This window comes from Christiangramia sediminis, from assembly GCF_020552705.1.
Lineage (GTDB): Bacteria > Bacteroidota > Bacteroidia > Flavobacteriales > Flavobacteriaceae > Christiangramia > Christiangramia sediminis.
In genome coordinates, this window is sequence record NZ_JAJBZG010000001.1 from 734429 (window position 1) to 761107 (window position 26679).

20 protein-coding genes and 1 pseudogene are annotated in these 26679 nt (G+C 35.7%); 2 read left to right on the forward strand and 19 right to left on the reverse strand.

The features are described from left to right. Positions 1–2: 2 nt before the first annotated feature. The 11 genes from LGQ90_RS03500 to LGQ90_RS03550 all read right to left on the reverse strand — a co-directional run bounded on the left by LGQ90_RS03500 (position 3) and on the right by LGQ90_RS03550 (position 14216). A complete protein-coding gene (locus tag LGQ90_RS03500) occupies positions 3–362 on the reverse strand; it encodes a SpoIIAA family protein (RefSeq protein ID WP_229338150.1) in 360 nt (119 codons plus the stop codon). Further along, positions 359–823: a Fur family transcriptional regulator gene (locus LGQ90_RS03505; RefSeq protein ID WP_229338152.1), complete on the reverse strand. Its 465-nt coding sequence runs from the start codon at positions 821–823 to the stop codon at positions 359–361. Before LGQ90_RS03505 ends, LGQ90_RS03500 begins: the two co-directional genes overlap by 4 nt. Positions 824–832: 9 nt before the next feature. After that, entirely contained in the window at positions 833–1249 is a 417-nt protein-coding gene (locus tag LGQ90_RS03510) for a Fur family transcriptional regulator (protein ID WP_229338154.1), read from the reverse strand. Continuing rightward, positions 1242–1598, reverse strand: coding sequence for a P-II family nitrogen regulator (locus tag LGQ90_RS03515; RefSeq protein WP_229338156.1), 357 nt, complete (start codon positions 1596–1598; stop codon positions 1242–1244). Before LGQ90_RS03515 ends, LGQ90_RS03510 begins: the two co-directional genes overlap by 8 nt. A 101-nt stretch (positions 1599–1699) precedes the next feature. Next, complete coding sequence (locus tag LGQ90_RS03520) at positions 1700–2923, reverse strand: efflux RND transporter periplasmic adaptor subunit (protein WP_229338158.1); 1224 nt, start codon at positions 2921–2923, stop codon at positions 1700–1702. 19 nt (positions 2924–2942) lie between these two features. Next, positions 2943–7376, reverse strand: a complete 4434-nt coding sequence (locus tag LGQ90_RS03525; protein WP_229338160.1) for a CusA/CzcA family heavy metal efflux RND transporter — start codon at positions 7374–7376, stop codon at positions 2943–2945. Between the two features lie 126 nt (positions 7377–7502). Beyond that, complete coding sequence (locus LGQ90_RS03530) at positions 7503–7820, reverse strand: DUF6660 family protein (RefSeq protein ID WP_229338162.1); 318 nt, start codon at positions 7818–7820, stop codon at positions 7503–7505. A 486-nt stretch (positions 7821–8306) separates the two neighbouring features. Continuing rightward, positions 8307–9050, reverse strand: coding sequence for a PepSY domain-containing protein (locus LGQ90_RS03535; RefSeq protein ID WP_229338165.1), 744 nt, complete (start codon positions 9048–9050; stop codon positions 8307–8309). Positions 9051–9119: 69 nt separating this feature from the next. Further along, the gene (locus tag LGQ90_RS03540) at positions 9120–10568 is read right to left on the reverse strand and encodes a RagB/SusD family nutrient uptake outer membrane protein (RefSeq protein WP_229338167.1); all 1449 of its coding nucleotides are present in this window, start codon (positions 10566–10568) and stop codon (positions 9120–9122) included. Between the two features lie 18 nt (positions 10569–10586). Beyond that, the gene (locus LGQ90_RS03545) at positions 10587–13667 is read right to left on the reverse strand and encodes a SusC/RagA family TonB-linked outer membrane protein (protein WP_229338169.1); all 3081 of its coding nucleotides are present in this window, start codon (positions 13665–13667) and stop codon (positions 10587–10589) included. Positions 13668–13793: 126 nt separating this feature from the next. Beyond that, the gene (locus LGQ90_RS03550; protein ID WP_229338171.1) at positions 13794–14216 is read right to left on the reverse strand and encodes an HYC_CC_PP family protein; all 423 of its coding nucleotides are present in this window, start codon (positions 14214–14216) and stop codon (positions 13794–13796) included. 209 nt (positions 14217–14425) lie between these two features. Here LGQ90_RS03550 and hutH point away from each other — a divergent pair, with 209 nt between their 5' ends. Continuing rightward, positions 14426–15910, forward strand: coding sequence for a histidine ammonia-lyase (hutH, locus tag LGQ90_RS03555; protein WP_229338173.1), 1485 nt, complete (start codon positions 14426–14428; stop codon positions 15908–15910). 50 nt (positions 15911–15960) lie between these two features. Continuing rightward, entirely contained in the window at positions 15961–18015 is a 2055-nt protein-coding gene (locus LGQ90_RS03560; protein WP_229338176.1) for a urocanate hydratase, read from the forward strand. Positions 18016–18564: 549 nt separating this feature from the next. Here the strand turns inward: LGQ90_RS03560 and LGQ90_RS03565 are convergent. The 8 genes and pseudogenes from LGQ90_RS03565 to LGQ90_RS03600 form a co-directional block, all read right to left on the reverse strand. Continuing rightward, positions 18565–19572: a potassium channel family protein gene (locus LGQ90_RS03565; protein WP_229338177.1), complete on the reverse strand. Its 1008-nt coding sequence runs from the start codon at positions 19570–19572 to the stop codon at positions 18565–18567. Between the two features lie 159 nt (positions 19573–19731). Then, a complete protein-coding gene (locus LGQ90_RS03570) occupies positions 19732–20406 on the reverse strand; it encodes a DUF2231 domain-containing protein (RefSeq protein WP_229338179.1) in 675 nt (224 codons plus the stop codon). Positions 20407–20549: 143 nt separating this feature from the next. Beyond that, positions 20550–20744, reverse strand: a complete 195-nt coding sequence (locus LGQ90_RS03575; RefSeq protein WP_093406145.1) for a hypothetical protein — start codon at positions 20742–20744, stop codon at positions 20550–20552. A gap of 33 nt (positions 20745–20777) precedes the next feature. Further along, entirely contained in the window at positions 20778–23141 is a 2364-nt protein-coding gene (locus LGQ90_RS03580) for a multicopper oxidase domain-containing protein (protein ID WP_229338182.1), read from the reverse strand. Positions 23142–23186: 45 nt separating this feature from the next. Further along, entirely contained in the window at positions 23187–23678 is a 492-nt protein-coding gene (locus LGQ90_RS03585) for a DUF305 domain-containing protein (protein WP_229338184.1), read from the reverse strand. Positions 23679–23709: 31 nt separating this feature from the next. Further along, complete coding sequence (locus tag LGQ90_RS03590) at positions 23710–24255, reverse strand: DUF3347 domain-containing protein (protein WP_229338186.1); 546 nt, start codon at positions 24253–24255, stop codon at positions 23710–23712. 379 nt (positions 24256–24634) lie between these two features. Beyond that, positions 24635–24799: pseudogene (locus LGQ90_RS03595) on the reverse strand (site-specific integrase); the annotation flags it as partial. Positions 24800–24964: 165 nt separating this feature from the next. Next, positions 24965–26221: a tyrosine-type recombinase/integrase gene (locus LGQ90_RS03600; protein ID WP_229338188.1), complete on the reverse strand. Its 1257-nt coding sequence runs from the start codon at positions 26219–26221 to the stop codon at positions 24965–24967. Positions 26222–26679 lie beyond the last annotated feature (458 nt).

Genomic DNA, 26679 nt, shown 5'->3' on the forward strand with positions numbered 1-26679 from the left:
CCCTATTGGTTTAATATCCATCTTTTAGCTTCTTCCTTTTCATTAAGGTCGAAATATTTAACTTCCGAGCTTGTAAAAAAATCAGTGGCTTTAGCAGCCCATTGCTGCCATTCTTTTTCACCCACAAAGGCCATTTTTCCATAATCTGAAATATGGGCGGTATCAACTTTTAAATCTTCCCATAAGCCTTTGAGATCGTAGCCCTTAAAGTTAACTAGTTCAAAAAAGAAATCCACCTTATTTCCATTTTTGACAATATTATGTATCAAAGGATGGATTTTCTCTACATCCTCTTTAGTAATCTTACCGCTTATTGAAGCGTATATCAAATTGCTTTTTTCGACATTTTTGATTCGTATCATTGTTTTAACTTTTTATGAGCAGATTGGTCTATGTTATATTTCAGCTTCTTTGCTTTGAGGCAATTTGCACATGCCCCCTTCAAAACTAAATTTACTTCGGTTATTTCGTATTTGTCAGGTAAATTTTCCTGTGGAACTTTATTGGGCAAACAGAAGGTTTTGCTGCAATTCATAAAGTGAAGGTGTAAGTGTAGATCCAGCGAATTCTTATCAGAATATGCATATTTTGCGATAGCCGTACCGTCATCAATTTGATGTATAATCCCTTTCTTTAGAAATAATTTTATACTCCGATAAATTGTTGTTCTATCTCGTGTATGTTCACTTTTTTTAACGAAAGCCGTTTCTATTTCCCTTAATGTTACAGCATAAAACTTTCTTTTGAGATATCTATAAATAAATAATCTCATTTTGGTAGGTCTAATCCCGTTGTTTCTAAGTGTTTTTTCGGCTTTGGTCATCTCATAAAATTAAACGCCACTACATTTCTCACATATTCCCTTTACTACCAGGTTCACATTTTCTGCCATATATCCCTCTGGTAAATTAATATGCGGAATTTTATGATCGGTCAAACAAACAGTTTCATCACAATTATTGCAATGAAAGTGGATGTGTAAATCCTGTTCTACCTCACAGTTACAATTATTTTCACAGAGCGCATATTTTGGTATCCCTGTGCCATCATCTATTTGATGAACAATATTCTTGGTCTCGAATGTTCTTACTGTTCTGGATAGTGTAGCCCGGTCTGCTTTTCCAAAGGCATTTTCAATTTCAGTAAGCGTTACAGCCCTGTCTTTTTTAGCCATAAATTTATAGATCAGAATACGCATGGCTGTTGGTCGAACTTCGTGTGCCTCTAATATTTTCTCGATTTCATTCATTTTCATCCTTATTTAAATCAGATATTTTAAGCGATTTTCCTGTCTTTATTTGAAAAGCATTTTCAATATCTGATAGATAAATGATCCCATCCCCGGGTTCAGTTGTTTTTGCATTTTCAAGGATAATATCGATTGCTGATTGTGCTTCTTCATTTTGACATACCAGTTCCAACTTTACCACCGGACTGTCGGTTACACGAAAATCCAAAGAAGGCGACGCACCTTTTGCTTTAAATGCCCCGGTGCCTTCCCCCTGAGACAGCGTCATACTTTTGAATCCACTTTCACTAAGGGATTCTATCACTTTTTGAACCCGTTTTGGTTTTATAAATGCTTTTATTTCTTTCATCGCTGTTTTATTAATTCTTTATTAAGAATGAACCCTCTGGAATTGTAATTAAGACAAACATTTTACAGAGAGCCCATCCATCTAAATTTTTAAAGCTCTATTTAATGACCATGAGAGGTTTGGTTTTTCTGCATTTCAGATACCAGGTAATAGGCATTGTTATACGCAACTAAAGTACCTTCTGGAAGGGGCTCCAACAGTTTAATTTCTACCCATCCATCTTCACTGATCCCCGTTCTTACCTGCACCGGTTTTAATTCCCATTCTGTTTTACCCTCTTCCTGATGTTTTTGAGCCGTAAATATGTAAGGATTTCCCTCTTCTTCTATCACCGCCTCTTCTGGTAATGCAGGTACTGCTTCTTCTCCTGTCCTAATTTTTCCTTTGATATACATTCCCGGAATGAGGTAATCTTCCTTATTATCTATCTCTGCGTGAACGTGCACCGCTTTAGGATTTTGTTCAAATTGTTTCCCCACTGAATATATTTTTCCGGTGAGTTCACTTCCAGGGACTGACTCCAGCTTAAAAGAAATCTTTTGGCCTTCTTTTACCTTATAAATATCTTTTTCGAAAACCATTAGATCGGCATGAACATGCTCATTATCTACCACCATAAACATGCTGGTTTGAGGTTCCACATATTGGCCAATTTGCACCTTTACTTTTTCTATATAGCCAGCAATAGGACTAACTACAGGCACGTATTCGTAGAGGGTGCCGTTTCTTATTTGGGAAGCACCTAAATTTAACTGCCTTAATTGGGATTCGTAACCACTCACCTCTCCTTTTACCGACTGAAAATCTGCCTGTGTTTGTTGAAAAGTTTTCCCGGAACCAACTTCTGCCTCATACAAACGTTTTTGTCTATCAAATTCCTTTTCCAAAAACTGCATCCGGTTATAGGCATTTATATAGTCCGTTTGTATTTTAGTTAAATTGGGATGGGATAGATACGCCAGTACCTGACCTTTATTTACCTTATCCCCTTCAATAACTTTTATTGAATTAATATTACCTCCTAATACAGCTGTAACGGTAGCTTCATATTGAGGAGGAACCTCTAATTGTCCATTTGCTTCTACTATTCCTGATAATGCTTTACTTGGTAAGGTATCCACTTTGACCCCTAAACTATTGAATTTCATTTCTGAAAGATGAACCGAGCGTATCCCGCCTTCTTCTCCTTCAGGTCCTTCTTCATTCGTAGTTGAATCTTCAGTTTCGTGAGAAGTTGTTTCTGATGTATCAGAATTTTCTTTACACCCAAAGAACAGGCTGAATGATAGGGCAAGCATTAGAATATTTATTGATCTTTTATTCATATCGTTTTTCTTTCTAATTTTAGTTTGATTTTTCGAGGTAATATTCGAGTTGATAACGGCTATCGAGATAATTATCAAAAGCACTCCAGGCATTTACCTCGATTCTAATGGCATCTCTTATATTTTGAAGGAAGGTTACATAATCTATAGCACCTTCCTTAAATGCCAATACAGATCCTTCCTGTTGCTCTTTAGCCAAGGGAAGCGCTTCATCCTTATAATAATTCCATGAATTTCTCCATTTGATGAATTCTTCCCGCATATTTTTATAGGCAGTTTCCAATTCGAGTTTATCCTGGTAAAAATTTTGCTCTGCAATCTTTCGATTCACTTTTGCTTCCTGAGTACGGCCTAATTCAGGCCCAAAGAATAACGGAATTTGAATTCCTATTTGATATTGGAAGAAACCCGATTGCCCATTAATTTCCTGCCTGGCATACTGTCCCTGAAATTTTGGTAGAAATTCAGATTTCCGTTCTCTGGTTAAAGCTTTTGCAACATTAACTCTCTGTTCTGAAACCTCAAGAGCCGGGTGGGTTTTGAGTGACTCTGTCAGAAAATTTAAAGGTTCATCTAATGCTTCGGCAGGTAAATCTGGTACATCATAGATCGTATCACTAACAAACCATAAATTTAAACGCTGCAATGATTTCAGGTAATTTCGATAAGCTTGTTCCAGTTGTATTTTTACTTCGTTTCCCTGATTGGACGTAGCAAGATACTCCAGTTTAGAAGTAGCTTCTGTCTCATATCGGATTCTTGCAGCCCTTTCAATGTCTTCAAAAATTGAATCCATTTTCTTATATACCTGATACCTCTTTTTACTTGTATAAACTGAAGCCCAGGCCCTGCTTACTTCACGTTCCACTTCTAAGGTATTTAGTTCTAAAGCATTTTCAGCAAGGGCCACCCTTTCTTTTTGCAATTTTAACCGGGGGGCAATTCCAAAAATATCTATGCCTTGTTGTTGAACACCAATTTGAGTATAGATCCCATCTGAACCATTTCCTACCTCTTCTTTTCCAGTAAAGATTTGGGTATTCCCAAAATCATAAGCGGTTTTACGCAGTACTTCTTCACTTTCAATTTCAAGCTGAGCGGCTTTTAGCTGAGGAAAGTTTTTGATTGCTATTTCGCGGGCTTTTTCCAAACTTATGGTCTGTAAAGTATCCTGTTGTGGATATTCAGATGAAACAGCATCAGATTGTGCATTTACGGAAAAGGTTCCGCCTAACATCAAGCCAATTATCAAAATCGTAGCTAAAGATCCTGAATTAGAAGCACCCAGCTTTTTCTGTTCTTTTTTCTCACGCTTTCTTTCCACAATGGTGTATAACACTGGTAAAACAACCAGGGTAAGCAGTGTAGCTGTAAGCATACCACCTATAACCACCGTAGCAAGTGGTTGTTGAACTTCTGCACCGGCAGAGGTGGAAAATGCCATTGGTAGAAAACCGAAAATATCTGTTGTTGCTGTTAACATAATTGGGCGTATTCGTTCTTTGGTTCCTGTAAAAATTCTATCTCTTATACTGGTTACTCCTTCTTCTTTTAAAGAATTGAATCTATTTATTAGTACCAGTCCGTTTAAAACTGCAACACCAAATAGTACAATGAAGCCTACACCAGCGGAAATGCTAAATGGCATACCTCTTAACCAAAGGGCAAAAACACCTCCGATAGCAGCCAATGGTATCGCCATATAGATCATGATAGATTGGGAAAAAGATTGTAGGGCAAAATATAGAAGCACGAAAATCAAGAATAAAGCTATTGGTACCACAATCACTAATCGATCTTTGGCACTCTGAAGATTTTCGAATTCTCCTCCATAGGTAATGTAATAACCGGGTGGTAATTCTAATTCTTCATCTAATTTTTGCTGGATGTCGTTAACCACAGACTCTACATCCCTTCCCCGTGCATTTACTCCTACATAGGTTCTTCTGTATGTGTCATCTCTCGAGATCTGCATAGGTCCTGGAACATAGTCAATATCTGCTATTTCTTTTATGGGTACCTGGGTTCCATCGGGCAGGTCGATATACATTCCTCGTAAGTCATCAATATTCTTTCTATGGTTTTCATCAAATCTTACTACTAAATCGAATCGTTTTTCACCTTCAAAGATGACCCCGGCAGTTCCTCCGGCAAAAGCGGTGCTTATATAATCATTGACTTTCTGAATATCCAGTCCATATTGGGCAATTTTATCACGGTTAAATCTAACAGTCATTTGTGGGAGGCCAGAGGTTCTCTCGGCATTTACATCTCCTGCACCAGGGACGGTTTGGATAATATTGGCCATTTCCTGTACCTTCTCTGACAATACTTCTAAATCTTCACCATATAACTTTACCGCAATATCTTCTCTAACCCCTTCTAATAACTCATTAAACCTCAATTCTACAGGTTGGGTAAACACTAAATTAACACCCGTTAGATCTTCATTTAATTTTTCCTTGATCTGTTCAATAAGTCCTTCTTTAGTTTCAGAAGTTTCCCATTTGTCCTTATCCTTTTCCAGGATTAGATACATATCTGCGATATCCATGGGCATTGGATCTGTGGGAATGTCGGCCACTCCAATCCTGGCCGTTACCGTTTTAATTTCAGGGAAGTTTTCTAAGAGTATATTCTCTATTTTTTTAGAAACTTCAATAGACTCTGTTAGTGAACTACCTGGTCTTATTAAAGCCTGCATGGCGATATCCCCTTCATCTAATTGAGGCACAAATTCTCCTCCCATTCTCGAAAAAAGAAAACCGGCTATCACAAGTAAAACAGCGGCAGATCCAATTACGATCAGTTTCAATTTTAATGCTCCTTTTAATAAAGGCATGTATACTTTTTGTATTCTGCCAATTATCCTGTCACTTATTTTTTCCAGCCATCGTTCAAACTTTCCAAACCAGTTCTTTTTATTCTGAATTGGTTTCATAAATAAGGCAGACATCATAGGGACATAGGTAAGGCATAAGAAGATAGCACCTATCATGGCAAATCCGAAAGTGTACGCCATTGGCTTAAACATTTTACCTTCTACCCCGGTAAGAAAAAGAATGGGTGTAAATACGATAAGTATAATAATTTGTCCAAAAAATGCAGAGCTCATCATCGTGCTCCCAGCATCATAGGCTACTTCATCCATTTTAGCCTGATTGAATTTCAACTTGCCAGATCTTATCCGTTTTTGTATTTCATATACGGTTCCCTCGATGATAATCACTGCACCGTCTATAATGATTCCAAAATCGATTGCCCCCAAACTCATTAGATTGGCCCAGACATTGAATTGCTTCATTAAAATAAAAGCAAAAAGCAGTGATAAGGGAATAGTGGTAGCAGTAATAAGTCCACCTCTTAGACTACCTAATAACAATACCAGGGCAAAAATCACTATCAATGCACCTTCCAGTAAATTTGTTTTAACAGTATCGGTTGTTCGTGCTATTAAATCACTTCGATCAATAATTGGCTCTATGGTCAAACCTTCAGGAAGTGACTTTTCAACTTCTGCCATTCTATCTTTAACATCTTGAATTACGGCATTGGGATTGGCGCCTTTTAACATCATTATTATCCCACCTACGGCTTCCTCTCCGTCTTGAGTGAAAGCTCCGTAGCGTACCTGATTTCCAAACTGAACATCTTCCGCAACATCACCAATCGTTATCGGGATCGCGTTTTCTGTGGTAATTGCAATTTTCTTGATGTCCTCCAGTGAACGGATTAAGCCCTCACCCCTAATAAAATTCGACATTTTATTTTTCTCGATATAGGCTCCTCCAGTATTTACATTATTCCGTGCCAGCGCCTCATAAACTTCAGAGATACTTATACCCATACTGTTCAATTTTTCCGGGTTAATTGCTACCTCATATTGTTTTATAGACCCTCCAAAAGAATTTACCTCAACCACACCTTCCAGTAAAGTGAGTTGTCGCTTAACTATCCAATCCTGAATAGTTCGAAGTTCCATGGGGGAATATTCAGTTTCGTATCCTTCTTCTGGTTTAATAGTGTATTCATAAATTTGCCCTAACCCGGTTGAAATGGGTCCCATAGTAGGACTTCCAAATTTATCGGGAATGGTTTCTCCCAATTCATTAAGTTTTTCCTGTACTAGTTGACGCGGGAGATAAGTTCCCATATCATCTTTAAAAACAATAGTAACTACCGAAAGTCCAAAGCGTGAAATAGAGCGAATCTCTGTAACCCCAGGTAAATTACCCATCGACAGTTCTACGGGATAGGTTACAAATTGTTCAATATCTTCTGTTGCAAGATTTGGTGACTGAGTGATCACCTGAACCTGATTATTAGTAATATCTGGTACCGATCCCAGATTTACGGTAGACATGGACCAAATACCCGTGCCTATAAGTGCCAAGGTGAGTAGCCCAATAATAAATTTATTATTAATGGAAAATGAAATGATTCTATTGATCATATAAAAAAATTAATTCAGTTAAACATCTCGACAGTCCACGAATAGAGGAAATCGATATCGTTTTAGCCTTCAGAAAACAAGGGCTTTGGATGAAAAAGGATATAACTATCCTATAAAAAAACTGAATTAAACTTTTGGAGGATCTAAAAAGGAAAGAATAGGTTCTTCCACTGAGCTGTCAAAATGGACAAAGGCTTTTGATGGAATTTCCGTAATCAATGGTTTGAAATTTGAAGAACCAAAATCTACTGTGTGCACATGGCAGCAATGGCAACTACAAAAAGGAGGGCATAAATCCGCTACTTTATCATGTGAATGGTCGATATCAAAATTCTGGGTAGTAACCATTATCACTTCTGAGCCAGAATTATCTTGTGAAGTATCACTATCATTACAGGCTAAAAAATTAAGCCCCAGAACATATAAAGATAATATGAATGCCATTATTTTCACATTACAAAGATAATTAAATAGGCATGCACAGGGTGTGCAAAAAAGACCTGAGCCAATTATCGTCAAAAATTCAAACACTAAATAGATTTATCCACCACAATGGATGTAATTACAAAGTAGTTTTTAAGATCCTATGTGGATATAATTTTTGAACCATTTCAGAACGTATAATATCTCCCGCATTAATTTAAAGATATGTTGAGCAATGTGATCGATTGATTTTTATTAATACTATAGTGACAAAACATTTATGTTAAGTACCTAAAGGCCAATTATTACTTAACATTTATTTGCGCTCTTATAATTATTCGTATAAATATTTATTAAATTTTAATGCTAATAATAATTGTAATAACACATTTAATTAAAGCACCAAACTCTTTAGACTCTTATTCTTAGTTTTTGAATGCTATAAAAATGGGCTGCCACAATTGAAGCAGCCCATTTTTGGCTAATTATCTATTTTAGAATTAAAACCTAATGAGAAGCTACTGCCTTCTTCTTTTTGTTTTTTTTCTTCTTTTTATTAGTGAATTTCCTAACTGTTGGAGATGAGGTATACCATAGCAAGAATCCACTTAAAACCGTAATAAGACCGAGTAAAGAAAATGCCCTTAAAATTATATTATTAAAATCATCTCTACCTTCGTAATCCATTGTATGAGTCATCCATAAAAAATCGAACCAGCGCCAATCTCGGTGCCTTAGAGTTCTAAAGGTTCCATCTGCTTCGGAGACGTAAGCCTTAATGTTTTCAGAAGTGTTATATGAAATAACGTAGGCTGGAAGCGGTCGTCCGCGATATTCATGATGTTCTCCTGTAGAGGTTATTCTTTCAATTCCAGTCACCTCTAATTCATCAATCATATGTTGTCTAGCTACCTCCATTGCCTCTTTCTCGGATAAACTCTCTTTAATCTCTCCTGTCCTAGCATTCTGAAGAATTTCTTCGTTAATCCAGTAATAAGGTTCCCCAGCAACTTCTTTTAATTGTAAAGAATTAATCTCAATTTCAGGACTAAATTCTGCGGGACTTCCAAGCCCTGAGAAATTGGGATGTTTCATTTCTGTTTTAAGAAATTGATCTCCGTGTATTTCATCTATATCGGTCCAGCTGAAGTATAAACCACTTACAGTCCACATTATAAATTGTATACCTATAAAAATACCCAGATATCTATGTGCCTGTCTTATTTTCAGGGCTGTTTTTCTTTTTACCATAATTATTTGATAATAAAGAGATAGTCATTGAATTCTAAGACTATCTCATTTTAGATTTTTAATTATTTTTTAGTATCCTTCAGTTTGTTCCATACCCGATGCTTCTACTTCACTAGCAGGAATTGGACAAATGGTTCTATTATCGGTGGCCTGAATATCCAGATTAGCTACATCTACTCCGGTATTTACATGCTCATCAACAGGACGATTTATATTTTTAGCTCTACGGATATAGTCATAAATTCCATGTCCCTCTAAAGCTAATTCACGTCTTCTCTCTTCTGCAATCCTTTCTTTTAATTCTTCCCCAGTTTCTGTGGCCTGATTAGAAGAGAAATTAGTGGTTCTGTTTTCTATAAGCGTATTAAGGAAGTCCTGAGCTTCTGTCTCGCCACCACCGGCACCATTTGCTGCTGATTCAGCCGCAATTAAATACATTTCAGATAATCTAATAACCGGAATATTGTGGGCACTTAATCCGCCTCCATCACTACGATTAATGTACTTAATATATGCTTGCTGGGTACCTTCCTTATCTTCTTCAAGCAATGCGGCTCTTGGATCACCTTCATAGGCACTTAATAATTCAATAAAAGTTTTAGTAGCGATTATATCTCCCTGACCTCCATTCTTAAAATCAAATTGGGCTCCCAGCCCGTTACTACCCAAAGAATTCTGGCTTGTAATGCTTAATTCGAAGATAGATTCAGAATTATAATCTTCAAATACATACGAATTGACTCCCATAAGATTTTCGGCCCCTCTGGTAGCAATTACTTCCTTGGCATTCTTAAGAGCGTTTTCCCAATCTTGTTTATATAAATAAACCCTTGCCAATAAAGCTTTAACTCCACTTTTTGTTAAATATTGAGTACTACCTTGTGCCCAACTATTTTCTTCTAACAAGTCTAGTGAATTCTGCATGTCACTTATAATCTGCTCATAAGTTTCACCAAGACTACTTCTTTCGGTTACAATCTCATCCGAAGAAAGTTTCAAAGGTAATCCCTGGGATGCTGCACCCTCCTTTATCCATGGGTAGGAGAAGGTTCTTGCCAGATCAAAATATATCATGCCTCTTAAACCCAAAGCTTCACCTAAGATCTCTTGCTTTTGCGCTTCGTTACCTTCAGCCGCCTCAATATTATTAATGATAAGGTTTAGGTTATTTATAGATTTAAAGGATTGAATCCACAAATCTTCACAGCTTCCGCTACTATTACTACTTTCTTCATATTTATAAGCAATCAGCTCATAATTTCTGGGATTAAAAGTAGTTTTCACAAATCTAAAATCTGTACCTTTTACTGCCGCTCTTTTATATAAAACCCTTCCCAGATAGGTATTACGGGAGATCTCGTTGTAAGTTCCAGTTAATAGTTTATCAAGTTTTTCCACTGAATTCAGAACCAGGTTCTCTGAGATAACATGATCTGGTCTTTGGTCCAGCTTATCTTCGCTGCAACCTTGGAGCATTACTAATCCTAAGATTAGAATACTGTTTTTAAATATTTTCATTTGAATATGTTTTAAGTTCTAAAATTGTAATTGAAGTCCTAATAAAATAGTTCTTGCAGTTGGTACCTGGAAAAAGTTTACCCCATCTACAACAGCTTCCGGATCGTAGCCATCCAATTCTGTCCATAAAAATAAATTATCCCCTTGCACATAAACTGAACCTCCTTTTAAAGAGTTACCAAGAGATGGTAGGTTATAGGTCACTTTAAAGTTTCTGAGTTTTAGGTAATCTGAATCATACAAATGCCTGGTGGAAACATCATTCGAAAATGTTGGATTTCCGTTAATTCTAATAGGCACTGTAGCGTCCGGATTATTTGGATTCCATGGATTAAGCTGGGCAATTGTGTTAGTATACTGGGGAGCAAAACCATCGTCATCGCGCTTAAATGCGGTACGATCATACACTTTCCCTCCCATACCAAATGTAAATTGAAAATCTAATGTAAAATTTTTATAGTTGAACTGATTGAAAACTCCACCTTGAAAATCTTGTAAAGCGTCTCCAAAAATTCCAAATCCGGCCTCCTGAGCATTTGTAGTCAACTCTCCAGTTCTTTCACCATTTTCAAGTACATGATATTGAGCATATCCATTTGATGGATTTACGCCTGCATAATCCCGTAAATAAAATGAATAAATACTTTCACCTTCTTTAATAATTAAGGGATCCTGACCATATCTAGAACTATATGTAGGTACTATATCATTCTTTAATTTAGTTATTTTGTTATCAAGAAGAGTAAGGTTTGCGCTGGTACTCCACGAAAAGTCTTCTGTTGCTATAGGATTATATCCTACTTCAAACTCCCAACCTTTATTGATCATTTCTCCAAAGTTCTGTAATTGAGTCATGAAACCAGTGGTAGGTGAAACCGGAACATTCAGCAATAAATCTTCAGTTTTTTTACGGAAGTAATTTACTGTAAGATCTAATTCTCCGAATATATTGATATCCATTCCCACATTGAAATTTTTACTTAATTCCCAGGAAAGATCTGGGTTCTGTAGTTGACCATAGGACAGTCCTGAATTTCCACCATAACCTTTTCCATCAGTTTCAAAAAACGCCAGGGCTGCATAATATTGTGGAGGTAAATTTCCATTTGTACCGTAGCTACCTCGGAATTTCAGGTAATCCAAATCACCTATATCCAGAAAATCTTCTTCGGTCGCGACCCAGGATCCCGAGACAGACCAAAATGTCCCCCAACGTGAATCCTTCCCAAATCTTGAGGAACCATCCCTTCTGAAACTTGTAGATAAGTAATATTTCTGATCAAAATTATAAGCAACCTGAGAGAAGTAAGAGAGTAAGGCGTAATTTTCCGCATAGCCGGTATGTGACCATAAACTTCCTATACTACTGGCAGATAACAACTCACTGTCTAAGACATCATATCCATAGACATTGATAGAATTCATGTTGGAAACCTGAGATTCTTGTCCCAATAAAACATCCAAACCATGATTTCCATAGTTTTCATTATAATTTAAAATATTGGTTACAGTATATTGAAAAACTTCACTTTTTACTCGATTAAGTACTCCATTCCATATTCCACCTCCAGCACCAAACTCTTTGTTATCATATAACGTTTCATCTATTGCTTGTTGGTCTACCCCAAACGTGGTTTTAAAGCTGAGCGGTTCCAAAACCTGGAACTTTGCATAGGCATCTCCTCTAACACGGAATTCAGCATTCTCATATTCACCGACTTTTAATACCCCAATAGGATTGGCATTTTTCTCTATATCGTTAGGCAGGTTTGCAAAACCTCCATAACCTTCCGGATCGTAAATAGGTGCAGCCGGAGGAAGTACGCGAGCCATATATAATGGGTTTAGACCTCCTGCATAAGAACCATCAAAGTTTGCTGCATTTCTTTCAGTTTTTGCCACCGAAAGATTTACTCCAAGTGTTAACCATTCTTTTGCCTCATTCTCTAAGTTTACTCTCCCGGAATATCGTTTCAATCCCGTTTCTATAATTGTTCCTGTTTGTTCCAAATAATTTCCTGAAATGAAAAAGGTAGTTTTTTCATTTCCACCTCTAGCCGACAGATTATATTTTTGCGTTAATCCATTTTGATATAATGCATTCAGCCAATCCGCATTCGCATTAGTAGTTCCGTACACATCTTCATAATCACTGATAGCCTGATCTTCGTAGCCATTATAAAGATCATTGTTAGCATAAACTCTGGAAAATTCAGCGTTCTCATTATTTTGGATGTATTGATTTATTTGACCTTCGATCCAAAGATCTTTAAACTGTTCATTATTGATAAGATTTTCTTCAGTTAAGTTTTGACTCCATCCTGTTTCAAGACCTAAAGTAATTTCGGTTTCCCCTTTTTTACCATCTTTTGTAGTGATAATAATTACACCATTTGAAGCTCGTGAGCCGTATAAAGAAGATGCAGCTGCATCTTTTAATACAGTTATGCTTTCAATATCTTCTGAATTGATAGTAGAGAGAGGGTTATAACCGGTGGATCCTTCCATGAAATCACCTGCTCGAAGATTTGAGTTAGTATTGATCACCACTCCATCAAGAACATATAGAGGTTGAGTATTACCGCTAATAGAACTAATCCCTCTTATTTGGACATTTGATTTACCTCCAGGCTGACCTGAGGTAGAAATATTTATACCTGAAACTTTACCCTGAAGTGCAGTTTCAAAACTAGCCGTGGAACTTCGGGTTAGGGCTTCACTGTTTACGGTCTCTGCGGCACCTGTAAAACTTCGTTTATCTGAAGATCCATAAGCGACAACCATCACTTCATTCAGCGATTCTGCGCTCTTTTCCATATTAATATTGATCTCCGTTTCAGAGCCTACGGTAATATTTACAGGCTTTTTCCCAACAAATGTGAAACTTAGTACGTCACCGGAGTTAGCCTTTATAGAATATTTTCCGTTAAAATCGGTTTGTGTCCCGATTTGAGAATCTTTGATAGAAACGTTTACCCCTGGCATTGGAATTCCGTTCTCATTTAAAACAGTACCTGTAATGGTCTTTTCCTGTGCAGTGGTCAATTGCACTAATAACACTATTAAAAGTGTGAAAATAGTTTTTAATTTAATTTTCATAAATATTTGATTTTAGATAAAAATGATTGTCCGGAAAAAATTGGTGTACTACCAATACTTCCCTATGGAAATAAAATTTATACTTCCATTAGAACGTAGCTCTATAGCTATCTTTTTAAATAAAAATCAAATAAGGAATACTTGGTAAAAAACCTGCACATCTGCGAATAGCAAAGGAGGTTTATAGTATTTATGAGGAATTTCCTGAAAAGGTAATTCATAGAGAAAATTCTCTGAAATAAATATAAGCGGAATTATATAATTGAATTGAAGAAAATCAAATGAGAATGAAGATGTTTTTAATTCATCCTGACCATCTATATTCTCTTTTTTATTTGAGCAGCAAGAATCCTTTTTGGTGTTCATATGGCCGCGATCTTCTGCAGCACAGATGTGCATTTCACTGCTACATTTTTTAGCTGAAGAAAAAACTGCTTTTCCAACCAAAGTTTTCCCACAAAAATGTTTTTCTACAGTAAAAGATAAAGTAGAAAATACCACTAATAATGCCAGGCTAAGGGAAATAATATTTCTAAAGCTGCTCTTCATTCATTTCAAATATAAACATATGTTAATACAATTAACAATAATTTTACAAGTCAATTATTAAACCACTGCTTTTCAGATACTTAATAAAAATTTTTATTAAAAAACGAAAAATCTTCTAAATTTTACATAAAAACTGAATAATATTAAATTATTTTGGGGATTGTGAAAATTATTCTTAAAACTAATCGAATTACACCTAATTTAAACTTATGTCATTTCACATAGTATCATCTTCAAACCTTGAAATAGAGATAATTGAAAAAATTATAACTGAAAAGAAAAAGTTAAAGCTAAGTGATGAAGCAAGATTAAAAATAACCAGATCGAGAGAATATCTAGATCAAAAATTGGAGAAAAGTCAAGCTCCTGTTTATGGAATAAATACTGGGTTTGGATCATTGTGCAACGTTAAAATTTCTCCTAATAAATTAATAGAATTGCAGGAGAATTTGGTGATGTCACATGCATGTGGAACAGGCAATGTAGTTCCAAAATCTATTATCCGATTAATGCTTTTATTTAAAATACAATCTCTTAGTTATGGCCATTCCGGCGTAACAATTGAGACCGTTAGCAGGCTAATTGATTTTTATAATAATGACGTGCTTCCAGTAGTATATGAACAAGGCTCATTGGGGGCCTCTGGGGATTTGGCCCCACTTGCTCATCTGGCGCTTCCGTTACTGGGAAAAGGAGAAGTATATTTCAAGGGGGTTAAACAGGAATCGGCCGAAGTATTAAGAAAATTTGGATGGAACCCTATAAAATTAAGATCTAAAGAGGGATTGGCTTTATTGAATGGAACTCAATTTATGAGTGCTTATGGTATTTTCAATTTAATGAAGGGCAGGAAATTATATGATTTGTCCAATATAATTGGAGCCGTATCTATAGATGCTTTTGATTGTAATTTATCGCCGTTTGATGAGTTAGTTCATCTAGTACGACCACACAGAGGTCAGATTAAAACTGCAGAAAGAATACGAAAGATTTTAGAAGGAAGCGAAATTGGAAAAAGGGAAAAAAATAACGTTCAGGATCCATATTCTTTCAGGTGTATTCCTCAAGTACATGGTGCTACTAAAGATACCCTTTCCTTTGTTGAAAATACTTTTATAACCGAGATAAATTCGGTAACTGATAATCCTAATATTTTTGTTGAAGAAGATAAAATAATATCGGGTGGAAATTTTCATGGCCAGCCATTGGCTTTGGCCTTAGATTATCTTAGTATTTCTATAGCTGAATTAGGCAATATTTCAGAACGTAGGATATACCAGTTAATCTCTGGATTAAGAGATCTTCCTCCATTTTTAGTAAATAACCCAGGTTTAAATAGCGGTTTTATGATTACCCAATATACCGCTGCTAGTATTGTAAGTCAAAATAAACAATATGCTTCTCCTGCCAGTATAGATTCTATTGTTTCTTCTAACGGGCAGGAAGATCATGTGAGTATGGGAGCAAATGCAGCTACGAAAGCTCTAAAAGTGACTAATAATGTATTGACGATTCTGGCAATAGAATTATTTAATTCGTCCCAGGCACTTTATTTCAGGAAAGAAGATACCTCGCCTTTCTTAAAGGATTTTATAGAAAATTTCAGATCTAAGGTGCCAATAGTAAAAGAAGATCAAATTATGTCTTACCACATTCAAAATTCAAAGGATTTTATTTCCGCTTTTAAGGTTTAAAGTACATGTTTATATAATAATCAGAATTTTATAATAAAAATTTATTTCCAATGGATTTTAAAATGCAGATTTTAGAGGGTATCCCAAATAACATACCTGCACAAAAAAAATACGCCTTAGATATTAATCATGCGCCAAAACGAAAGGAGATTTTAAACAATCAAGAAAAGAAACTCGCATTGCAAAATGCTCTAAGATATTTTGAACCTAAAGATCATGCCGCATTACTTCCAGAGTTTCTGGATGAATTGAACACCTATGGTAGAATTTACATGTATCGATATCGTCCTGATTATAAAATATACGCCAGACCTGTAGATGATTATCCGGGCAAAAGTATACAAGCCAAAGCTATTATGCATATGATTCATAATAATTTGGACCATAAAGTAGCCCAGCATCCACATGAATTAATAACTTACGGGGGGAATGGTGCTGTGTTTCAAAACTGGGCGCAATATAGGCTGGTAATGAAATATTTGGCTGAAATGTCTAATGAACAAACTTTAGTTATTAATTCTGGTCATCCTTTAGGGCTCTTCCCCTCCCACTCCAATGCGCCAAGAGTGGTCGTAACGAATGGTATGGTGATACCTAACTATTCCAAACCAGATGATTGGGAGAAATTTAATGCCCTGGGAGTATCACAATATGGACAAATGACAGCAGGGAGTTATATGTATATTGGACCTCAAGGAATAGTTCACGGAACAACGATCACAGTGCTAAATGGATTACGCATGGTGGCCAAAAAATTTAACTTATCAACTGGAGCCAAACTTGGCAAGGGATCTCTATTTGTAACTTCTGGATTAGGAGGCATGAGCGGAGCTCAGCCTAAAGCTGGAAATATTGCTGGATGCATTACTGTATGTGCTGAAGTCAACCCTAAAGCGGTAGAAGTAAGACACTCTCAGGGATGGGTAGATGAAGTAGTAAAAGATATTAAAAGCTTAATTCTCAAAGTAAGAAAGGCAAAAGAAGAGAAAAAAATAATCTCCTTTGCTTATGAGGGAAATGTGGTCGAGGTATGGGAAGAATTTGATAAAGAAAATATTCATATAGATTTGGGCAGTGATCAGACATCCCTTCATAATCCTTGGTCCGGAGGCTACTATCCAGTAGGTTTATCATTTGAAGAATCAAACCAACTTATGGCTAAAAATCCTGGTGAATTTCAAACAAAGGTGCAAGAAAGTTTGCGGAGGCATGCCGAGGCAATTAACAATCACTCAAAAAAGGGAACTTACTTTTTTGATTACGGAAATGCCTTTTTACTGGAAGCCTCTAGAGCAGGTGCTAAGGTTCATAGAGATAAAAGTGGAAATTTAGTTGCGGCTTCTGAGGCTATAAACAAGGAAGAATTTGCCTATCCTAGTTATGTACAAGATATCATGGGACCTATGTGTTTCGATTACGGTTTTGGACCTTTTCGGTGGGTGTGTGCATCGGGTAAACCAGAGGATCTTGAAAAAACCGATTTGATTGCAACGAATGTTCTTAACAAATTAAAAGAGAGCTCCCCTGTTGAAATACAACAGCAGATGCAGGATAACATCAAATGGATTAAAGAAGCACAACAAAATAATCTAGTGGTTGGTTCACAAGCTAGAATTTTGTACGCAGATGCTATTGGAAGAATAGAGATTGCAAAAGCTTTTAATGATGCTATCGCTAAAGGAGAAATTGGGCCGGTTGTCCTTGGGCGTGATCATCATGATGTGTCGGGAACTGATTCGCCTTATCGCGAAACTTCGAATATCTATGACGGTTCTAAATTTACCGCAGACATGGCTATTCAAAATGTTATAGGCGATGCTTTTAGAGGAGCTACGTGGGTAAGTATCCACAACGGTGGCGGTGTAGGTTGGGGAGAAGTAATTAATGGTGGATTCGGAATGCTTTTGGAGGGTGATGAAGCATCAGAAAAAAGACTACGCTCTATGTTGCATTGGGATGTGAATAATGGAATCACTAGAAGATCATGGGCACGAAATAAGGGGGCTATGTTTGCGATCAAACGAGCAATGGAAATTGAACCTAAATTAAAAGTCACCATTCCAAATTTAGTTAAGGAAGAATACTTTAAAGATCTTGATATCTAATTTTATAAAACCTATTTATCTTTTTTTATTAAAAATAAAAAAGGATCCTACCGGAGGGAGATTAGTATCCTTTAATTTAGACATAACATAAGTGAAGCATTCACTATACTTTTATAAATTACTTATTTTATCCAAAATAGTGGTATACAACATACACGGCAAGCACCACACTTAATGCTAAAATAATACCTCGATAAATATGTGAATAATCTTGTATCAATTATGAAATCTTTTTCGGACTATTAAGATAAATATTCAATGAATTTGTGCAAGGTAGGGTTTTCCCTTGTTTTTCAACATTGTGTCATTTTAGTTTTTTTCTCAAAATTTCGAAATCATTTGAAGGGTACAGTGACAGCAAAAGTATGCCTGGCAGAATGAAAAGTAATGGTCTTTTTTATTTTCAATTGCACGTACTTCCTAATGCGGTAATGAATTTCTTATTTATCATTAATTTTAAGGTTATAATATAAAGAAAGAAATGAGTCAAAACCCGTACTTATAAATTGTGCTAAGATCTTTCAGTTTTAAATGAATTTGACTTGCCATTTAAGAATTTCTTGTGTCTACCTTGCTCCAGGTCCATCCATCCTGCTGTACAAGGTTTAAAAAAATTTTACGATGATCTTCAGATTTAGTATCTAACAATTGACATCCCTTAGATTGGTCAATTAGACTAAGTTCCTTTAATCTTTGTAGGGTTGAATAGGCTGGAGTTTCATTACTGGTATTTCTAAGAGTAACCTCTTTTAATACTTCAAAATAATTCTCGAATGCAATTTCTAACGGACGTAAGTCTCCTAGCTTTGGTTTTACCCTATCATTTAAGTTAAATGCCAGAATAAGATAGGCTTCGTAAAGTCTAGCAAGTTGTAAAATAATGGCATTCTTCTCCTTGTGATTATGGAAATAGTGAATTACTGGATAAGCCTTATGTTGCTGGCTATATTTTATAATTGATCCAGATAGTTCGTCAACTTTAGAAGTAAAGGATTGAAAGCTTTTGCCATCCCAGAAGTTTAGGATTATTTTTTCAGGACTGCTCCCTAATATGCTAAGTCTTATTCCCAGTCTTCGTTGCTCTATAACTGCTGATAGTACCGGGATGAAATATGTAACCGACATAGTTAATAGAATGAGGCCGGTAAAAGAATAAAAGCTGGTGAGAATCCTGCCCCCATTTCCGGCAGCTATAAAATCTCCCATGCCCAGGGTAGATAAGGTATATCCACTGTAGTAAATAATTTCCAAAAGATCTGCAGAAATTTGCGTGCTACTGTTAACAATAATTCCAGGTTGCGATATCAAAATAAGGACAAAACTAATCCACAATAAAAATACCCAGATTAAAACAATTGAAATTAACAATATATAACCTGCATGAGATAAGATTTTTGATTTACCATTACCACCGGAAACAAAAAGGAAAAATTTCCAGAAAAGATGAGAATACCTGCTTGTTAACCAACCTCCTCCTTGCATAGACAGTGTTGTTTGAAGTATATCCAGTACTGTAGCCATATAAGCGATGATCCCTAAAGCCAGAAATATTTCCATATCATAAATTATTAGTCTGGTCAGCTGAAATAGAATTTAACCCTGTCATCTAAAAAAATATTCGAGTAACGGTGAACTTTTTATCTAATCCTACCTGTTTTCTACACTCATATATAGGCAGATTTAATAATCGCTATACTGAATAATATCCATAAAATTTTAGTGGCTATGATTTTCAGATTCCAGATATTTACCCTGTGGGCCAACTCCTTCCAGATACACCAATTGAGCTCCATAATGTCCTGCTTCAGAAACTGAATATGCTGAAAAAGCCAGCACTAAAAAAACTACAATTTCAAAGATTCTGTTCCTTTTTAATAAAAACAAACTCACCAATTTTAAGGTAGCAGCGACTGCGCTGGAATAAATGGTCCATTCGGCAAATTTATCGTGCTGTTCCAATACACTTTTAGCCATTGAGGTTAAATCATGCGCATGTGGATGGGCATACACCCCGGCGATATAGGCACCGATAAACCCTCCCCCTACGGTTAAAAGGATCACCCAATCTAAGTTTCTTTTTAAAACAAATAATTGAATTAACTGCAATATAGCTCCCAGCAATAGCAACACTATGGGAAAATGAACCACCAAAGGATGCAGATTGGGAAAATCATCAAATTCAGCTTTTACTTCATTCGTATGATTCCCTAATTCTCCCTTTTCAGGATGGTCTGCATCCTCATTAGGGTTTAATTCAGGAGTTGAAATACTATCTGCTTCCAATTGCTGCTCCTGATTGTTCGACGAGTGATCATGGTCTTCATGAGTATCCTGCGCCTGTGTAGCAAGCGTCATACTTATAAAAATGAATAAAAAGAGTATTTTTTTCATGACATTACTTTACATTTTTTCATCCCTAAAAAGAGAGAATCCGGTTTTTAAGATGATTTAAATTTTATAATAAAGGGAAATGGAGGATAATTAAGAAATTCAACTAATCACTATTAAAACAAACCCCTCCATTTCCCTGGATTTTAATGCGAATGCTCATGTTCATCGTCGTGGTTCATCTTCTCATCATGTTCCATTTCCATACCGTCATTTTCCATCTCCTCATGTTGCATTTCCATGTCGTCGTGATCTTCTTCTGTAGTTTCTCTACATGAGATCATCGAAAAGTTAAGCCCTGCTACTAACAAAAAGATCATTAAGGCTCTTATATTTTTCATCTGTTTATAGTTTTAGAATTGTAACGAAATAGTTTAAAACCTTAAGGATAATCCGCCACCGGCGCCAAACCTATTATCGTAACTTCCCATCAACGAAAAGTTTTTTGACAGAAAATATTCCAGACCCGCACTCCAGGTTTCTTCTTTTTTAAAATTATCGCCTTCCGGCAAATCATCTACCCATCCAAAATCTGCCTGGAATTCATACTCGCCAAACACCGCAAGTCTTGGAAAAATCATGATTTCCCTGGCCAGGCTTATTTGAGGCCTTAATTTATTATCTAATCGAACATCCAGGCTAAACATATAAGGTGTGAAATACCTAATCCCCCCAATAGCTGTGGTACTAAGTTCTTCCATACTGTTCTCCATCTCATTTTCCACATTAACACCTGCAAACAGGCGTAGCCAGTCATTTAAATAATATTCATAGGAGAGTTCTGCTTCAATATTTTCATTCCAGCCATATTCTGCCAGAGCAGTAAACTGGTTTCTAACATTGGAACTAACCACATTCAACTCTGTCATATGTGAAGCGGCATCTAACATCCCCCAGGTGTAAAATTTATTTGTTTCATTTATCAAATTACTTACGGGGTAAGCTTTCATACGTTCATCCCTGGGAGTATCATAGCTAACTACACGGGCCATTCCCGCATCCATATGATATAATATATGGCAGTGCAAGAACCAGTCTCCATATTCGTTCCCATAAAACTCAATAGTAACCTTTTGCATTGGTGGTACATTTACCGTATGCTTTAAAGGAGAATATTCCCCATTTTCATTAATCACCCTAAAGAAATGACCGTGAAGGTGCATAGGATGGTGCATCATCGTAAGGTTATTGAAGGTAATTCTTGTTACCTCGTCTCCCTTGATTGCTATCTTATCAGCTTCATCAAGTACCACCCCGTTCATACTCCATACGTAACGAGACATATTACCTGTAAGGTTTAAAAGGACTTCTGTAACAGGATATTCTTTATCAAAATTTGTTTTCTCTGGAGACCTGAGGTAGTCATAATTATATTCTGAAAACATATCCATTCCATTATCTTTCATATTTTCCTTTTCATCCATTTTCATAGATCCTTCGGCCATATTCATTTTATCGTGCTTCATCTTAGAATGATCCATTTCCATTTGGGTAGTATCCTTCTTCATATTCATTTTGGAATGGTCCATGCCATCCATACCATCGTCTTTCTTCATTTCCATTTGCCCATGGTCCATTTCATCCATCTGCATTCCCCATTCATCCATCATCTCATAAGGATCTACATTTTTAGACCTAAACTTTAAAGCCGGTGCTCCCATTTTCATATCCATTTTTGCCATTTTCTGCATCATGCCAATCTTGTCTGGACTGGGAACATTTGGCGCGGGTAAAACATCTCCCTGACCTAAAAATGCTGAAGCAGTTCCTGAACCATCCTGAGCAGTAATCTTAAATTCAAGTTTTCTATTTTCAGGAATTTCCACAATAAAATCATAGGTTTCTGCTACGGCTATAAATGTTTTATTTCGTTTAACAGGCACCACATTTTTTCCATCGGCTGAAACTAAAGTGGGCGTCTCCCCTCCAAAAGTCATCCAGAAAGAAGTGGATGCTGAACCATCTACTATTCGTAATCTTACCTTTTCTCCAGGTTTAAATTGAGGATATTCTATTTTCTCTTCCCCGTTAATCAAAAACGCAGGATAGTAAATATCTGCAATATCGGCTCCTTCCATTCGCTGTTTCCAGAAATTTAGCTGTGCGCCGAAGGCTCCTCTCTTAATCACCTGATTTAGGGGTGTTGCTGTTCCTTTCTTAATATTATACCATTCAGTCCCCCTTTTTAAGAACCTTAAAACATCTTTAGGTTTTTCATTGGTCCAGTCTGAAAGCACCAAAACAAGATCCTTATCATATTCCATCTCTTTCTCCTTAGGGTGTATCAGTAAAGATCCAAACACACCACTTTGTTCCTGCAACATCGTATGCGAATGATACCAGTAAGTCCCATTTTGTTTTATTTCAAACTCATATTTAAAGGTGGTACCAGGCTTTATTGGCGGGGTAGTTAAATAAGGCACCCCATCAAAAAAGTTTGGAAGTAACATTCCATGCCAGTGAATGGAAGTTTCCACATCCATCTTATTCTCCACATAAATCACTGCATACTCCCCTTCAGTAAATTCCAGGGTTGGGCCGGGAATACCTCCGTTCACGGTCATTCCCATCACTTCCTTTCCGGCTTTGTTTACTTTTTCCTGATTTATGGTTAGCTTATATTCCCTTACCGGAAGATTATTGACATTCCCTTCAATCGAAGCCTCTAATTCTTCCTGACTATAACCTGTGATGCCCAGTAAAAAGGCTAGTATTATTAAGTAATTTTTCATTTTCATTATGGTATTATCAAAAAGAGAGGGTTTCCCCTCTCCAATCTATAATCAATTTTCATTTTCCAGACGATAGATTATCTTTTTCATCTGGGCGATCTCCCTTTTCTGAGCTTCAATAATTTCTTTAGCAAGTTTTTTAGTTTCCGGATCTTTTAAATCGGCTCTTTTACTGGTTAAAACAGCAATAGAATGGTGAGGTATCATAGCCTTCATATAAAGTACATCTCCAATAATAGGTCTCTGTGCTCTTACCAGGCCTAAAGCACTAACAAATAGCACCAGACTGCCCACATAAATAGCAATATTTTTTTTCTTATTCTTATACATATTGAGCATGAGAGACAACATGATTACGGCCATAGCAGCAATACCCAGACAGGTCATATAAAATCTAGTTAGGCTGAAATAAACATGGTCAAATTCATACGTATTCAAGTACATGGTGATATACATGGCTACAAATGATAATCCCAGCATTGAGAAAAATCTTCCATAATTGGTACCACTCATTTTGTGCTGGTTGTTTACTTCTGAATTCATATTTTTGGTTTTAAAGTTAGTTGAGAGGTATTTACTTTTTAATTGTCTTTTTTACTGAACCACAATTCAGCATCTTTTCCCCGAAATAAGGATTGTTTATTTCTTCAACATCAGCATACCAGTAAGCACCTTTATTATTAAAGGCCATTGGGCAGAATTTTTTATAAATAGTTCCGCCAGACAAAGCCTCCTCAAACATGGATCCTGCTTTTTCAGTAAATTTTGAAAATAATTCACGCTGCTTCTCAATATCATCTGTAGAGGCAATTTGCCCTGCTAAAGATTTCATCTCTGCTCTCTCTTCAGTAAAAGATTCTTCCATGCTTTTAGCTACATCTTTAACCTGACTGGCATCTTCATTGGTTAAGGCTATTTTCATTTCAAGATAGTTATGCCAAATTTTCCCAGTCATTCCATCTTTAAAATCCTGATCGGCAACATCTGGCGTTTCATTTTCAGCCTTCTTAACTTCCTCAGGGGTATTAATTTCTACCGACTGCTTGCCTTTATCATCCATACAGGAAGTTAATAGTAACATTACTATAGCGACTACACCCATTTTAATAATAAATCTCATAATATTAGTTGTTTGGTTAATTTGTTAAACTGTAATTCCCTCCACCTCTTTTTGTTTTAAACAATTAAAAAATATCCTATTCTTTATAACTCATATATTTCTATAATTTTTCAAAATTAACTCGACCTCCAATTATTATAATCGTCTGACATCGAAATATATAAATTTTGAATAAAGTATAGAATTTTAGTGGAGTTACTATTTTTTAAATAGCAAAATTAGAAATTGAAGAAGTCAATTCCTTTTGTTTTCATAGAGAAAACTTTCAAAATTATTTTTTTAACAAAAAAATGAATCTTCGATTTCATATAGAAAATCAAGCAAAGATTACGTAATGAAACATCGTAATAAGATTAAATTTAAAAAAGATAATCTCAAGTTAAAAGTTAATGACACTATCCAAAGCCTCATCTGCATCCCTGCGAATAAAATTTGCCTGATAATTTATAGTGGTTTTTAAATCACTATGCCTATGTAATTTTTGCAGCATCAGAGATTGAATTCTATCACCTGCGATATTTCCAAAATGATGTCGAGCGATATAACTGTTTAAATTTCTTCCTTATTATTCACTATTCGTTTAGAACTTTATAAACTGGATTCGTCTCATTATTTACTAAATGAATTCCGCATCAATACACGTAACATTATGCAATTGGGGAATACGTAATCCCATTGAAATTTTTATAGATATCTGATATGAAATTGTTCAAGCTACTATTAAATCATTTGCATCATCCAAAACTGTATTATCAAAGCTTTTTAAATATATTTCAGTAGTTTTCAATGAATGGTGACCTAAACCTTCACTTATTATTTCAGTTGAAATACCTATATTTTTAGCAATGGTTGCCCATGAGTGCCGAATATAATATGACGTAATCTTTTCATCAATCCCTGCGTCTACGGCAATCCTTTTTAGCAATTTGTTTACTAACCTCCGATCAGATCTATATTTTTTAAAAGTGGTTACAGAACCATTATAACCTATTGGGAAAATAAAATCGTCTTTATCTTTATCGTGAAGGTAAAATTCTAATATTTCGGCAAATTCTTTAGTCACCTTTACAGATAGAAGATCTCCCGTCTTACTTCTGCCATAAAATATTCTATTATTACTAATGTCTTTAACTCTTAACTTCGCTAAATCAATAAGATTCATTCCTCTACAATTAAACATACATAAGAAGTAATTCTTTGTATGCCAGAGATTGGAATATTTTTCATAATCCAAATTTCTAATAGCTATAATTTTTTCTTTTGAAAGAGCTTTCTTTTTTGTCCTTCCAGTTGCAGGAATCTTATAATTTAAAAAAGGATTCTTCGAATTACTATACCTATCTTCTCGTAAAGCACTATTATAAATTGCACGTATAGCTCTTATATAAGAGCTTATTCCGTTTTTTGAATTTCCTCTTGAAATATGTTCCATTTCAAAGTTTTTAAGAAAAGAAACACTTATTTGATGTAGCTTTACCTCCTTACCTTCATTGAATTTTGTAAAAGCCATGATCGAATCTTTATACCATTTCGCCGTAGCAGGTTTGTTGGATTTTAATTTTCTATCAATTAGAATTTGAGCCCAACTATCCAATGTTATTTCATTGGATAAGTCTTTTTTAATTTTCGAATCCAGCTGTTCATCCCAACATTTTTTAATGTTTTCAACTAAGGTATCAACAGAAATGATGTTGATAGTATCTCCCAAACTGTGAATAGTGGATTTTGCTGAATGCAGTTTGTTATAAAGTATGGTATTAATTTTATCACAATCAATCTCCTTATTCGCAACAGCTGATTTCTTCAGAATCATATTCTTATCATCCCATCCCGATTTGGAAGTACTATACGGAAGTCGGATCATTCTTGGTTTCTTATGGAAAATTCTAACAGTAATTGGAAACAAACCTTCCTTGGAGTATTTTGACTTTGTCCGTGTATCTAAAACTAATCTTGCTCTTGCCATGTCCTACATAATTACAATCTAAATTTAGCTAAAATTACGCACACTTTACGCACATATATTTTTGATATCAAACGGTATCAGATGAGCACAAATATTACTAAAATCAAGGCTTTAAAGGTCTTTATGTATTATTTTGCATTCAGAAGTATTCAAAAAAGCTGCCTTCTAAGCAGGCGGTCCCAGGTTCGAATCCTGGTGCCATCACGAAAAGCCTTCCATATGGAAGGCTTTTTTGTTTTTAATCAATAAGTGTATTTTGAATAGAATAAAAAAGCATATTCCATGAAAACTTATTTTTCTTGTACCTTAATTAGCTTTCTTCAATCACGCTAATATTTAAGTTAAAAATACAGTCTACAAAACTTCTAAACCAGCATACCCAACTCCTACTCTACTAAATTTAAATAAGAAAAAGGCTTAAATACTAAGAGATACTAATCAGCAATTTCTTACCGCCA

What these genes read in the sequence shown, in the direction of transcription:
- LGQ90_RS03520 (WP_229338158.1), bottom strand. Translation starts at nt 2,923, where the DNA reads ATGAATAAAAGATCAATAAATATTCTAATGCTTGCCCTATCATTCAGC.
- LGQ90_RS03515 (WP_229338156.1), bottom strand. Translation starts at nt 1,598, where the DNA reads ATGAAAGAAATAAAAGCATTTATAAAACCAAAACGGGTTCAAAAAGTG.
- LGQ90_RS03600 (WP_229338188.1), bottom strand. Translation starts at nt 26,221, where the DNA reads ATGGCAAGAGCAAGATTAGTTTTAGATACACGGACAAAGTCAAAATAC.
- LGQ90_RS03580 (WP_229338182.1), bottom strand. Translation starts at nt 23,141, where the DNA reads ATGAAAATGAAAAATTACTTAATAATACTAGCCTTTTTACTGGGCATC.
- LGQ90_RS03565 (WP_229338177.1), bottom strand. Translation starts at nt 19,572, where the DNA reads ATGGAAATATTTCTGGCTTTAGGGATCATCGCTTATATGGCTACAGTA.
- LGQ90_RS03505 (WP_229338152.1), bottom strand. Translation starts at nt 823, where the DNA reads ATGACCAAAGCCGAAAAAACACTTAGAAACAACGGGATTAGACCTACC.
- LGQ90_RS03535 (WP_229338165.1), bottom strand. Translation starts at nt 9,050, where the DNA reads ATGGTAAAAAGAAAAACAGCCCTGAAAATAAGACAGGCACATAGATAT.
- LGQ90_RS03500 (WP_229338150.1), bottom strand. Translation starts at nt 362, where the DNA reads ATGATACGAATCAAAAATGTCGAAAAAAGCAATTTGATATACGCTTCA.
- LGQ90_RS03550 (WP_229338171.1), bottom strand. Translation starts at nt 14,216, where the DNA reads ATGAAGAGCAGCTTTAGAAATATTATTTCCCTTAGCCTGGCATTATTA.
- LGQ90_RS03525 (WP_229338160.1), bottom strand. Translation starts at nt 7,376, where the DNA reads ATGATCAATAGAATCATTTCATTTTCCATTAATAATAAATTTATTATT.
- LGQ90_RS03560 (WP_229338176.1), top strand. Translation starts at nt 15,961, where the DNA reads ATGGATTTTAAAATGCAGATTTTAGAGGGTATCCCAAATAACATACCT.
- LGQ90_RS03530 (WP_229338162.1), bottom strand. Translation starts at nt 7,820, where the DNA reads ATGGCATTCATATTATCTTTATATGTTCTGGGGCTTAATTTTTTAGCC.
- LGQ90_RS03575 (WP_093406145.1), bottom strand. Translation starts at nt 20,744, where the DNA reads ATGAAAAATATAAGAGCCTTAATGATCTTTTTGTTAGTAGCAGGGCTT.
- LGQ90_RS03570 (WP_229338179.1), bottom strand. Translation starts at nt 20,406, where the DNA reads ATGAAAAAAATACTCTTTTTATTCATTTTTATAAGTATGACGCTTGCT.
- LGQ90_RS03545 (WP_229338169.1), bottom strand. Translation starts at nt 13,667, where the DNA reads ATGAAAATTAAATTAAAAACTATTTTCACACTTTTAATAGTGTTATTA.
- hutH (WP_229338173.1), top strand. Translation starts at nt 14,426, where the DNA reads ATGTCATTTCACATAGTATCATCTTCAAACCTTGAAATAGAGATAATT.
- LGQ90_RS03510 (WP_229338154.1), bottom strand. Translation starts at nt 1,249, where the DNA reads ATGAATGAAATCGAGAAAATATTAGAGGCACACGAAGTTCGACCAACA.
- LGQ90_RS03585 (WP_229338184.1), bottom strand. Translation starts at nt 23,678, where the DNA reads ATGAATTCAGAAGTAAACAACCAGCACAAAATGAGTGGTACCAATTAT.
- LGQ90_RS03540 (WP_229338167.1), bottom strand. Translation starts at nt 10,568, where the DNA reads ATGAAAATATTTAAAAACAGTATTCTAATCTTAGGATTAGTAATGCTC.
- LGQ90_RS03590 (WP_229338186.1), bottom strand. Translation starts at nt 24,255, where the DNA reads ATGAGATTTATTATTAAAATGGGTGTAGTCGCTATAGTAATGTTACTA.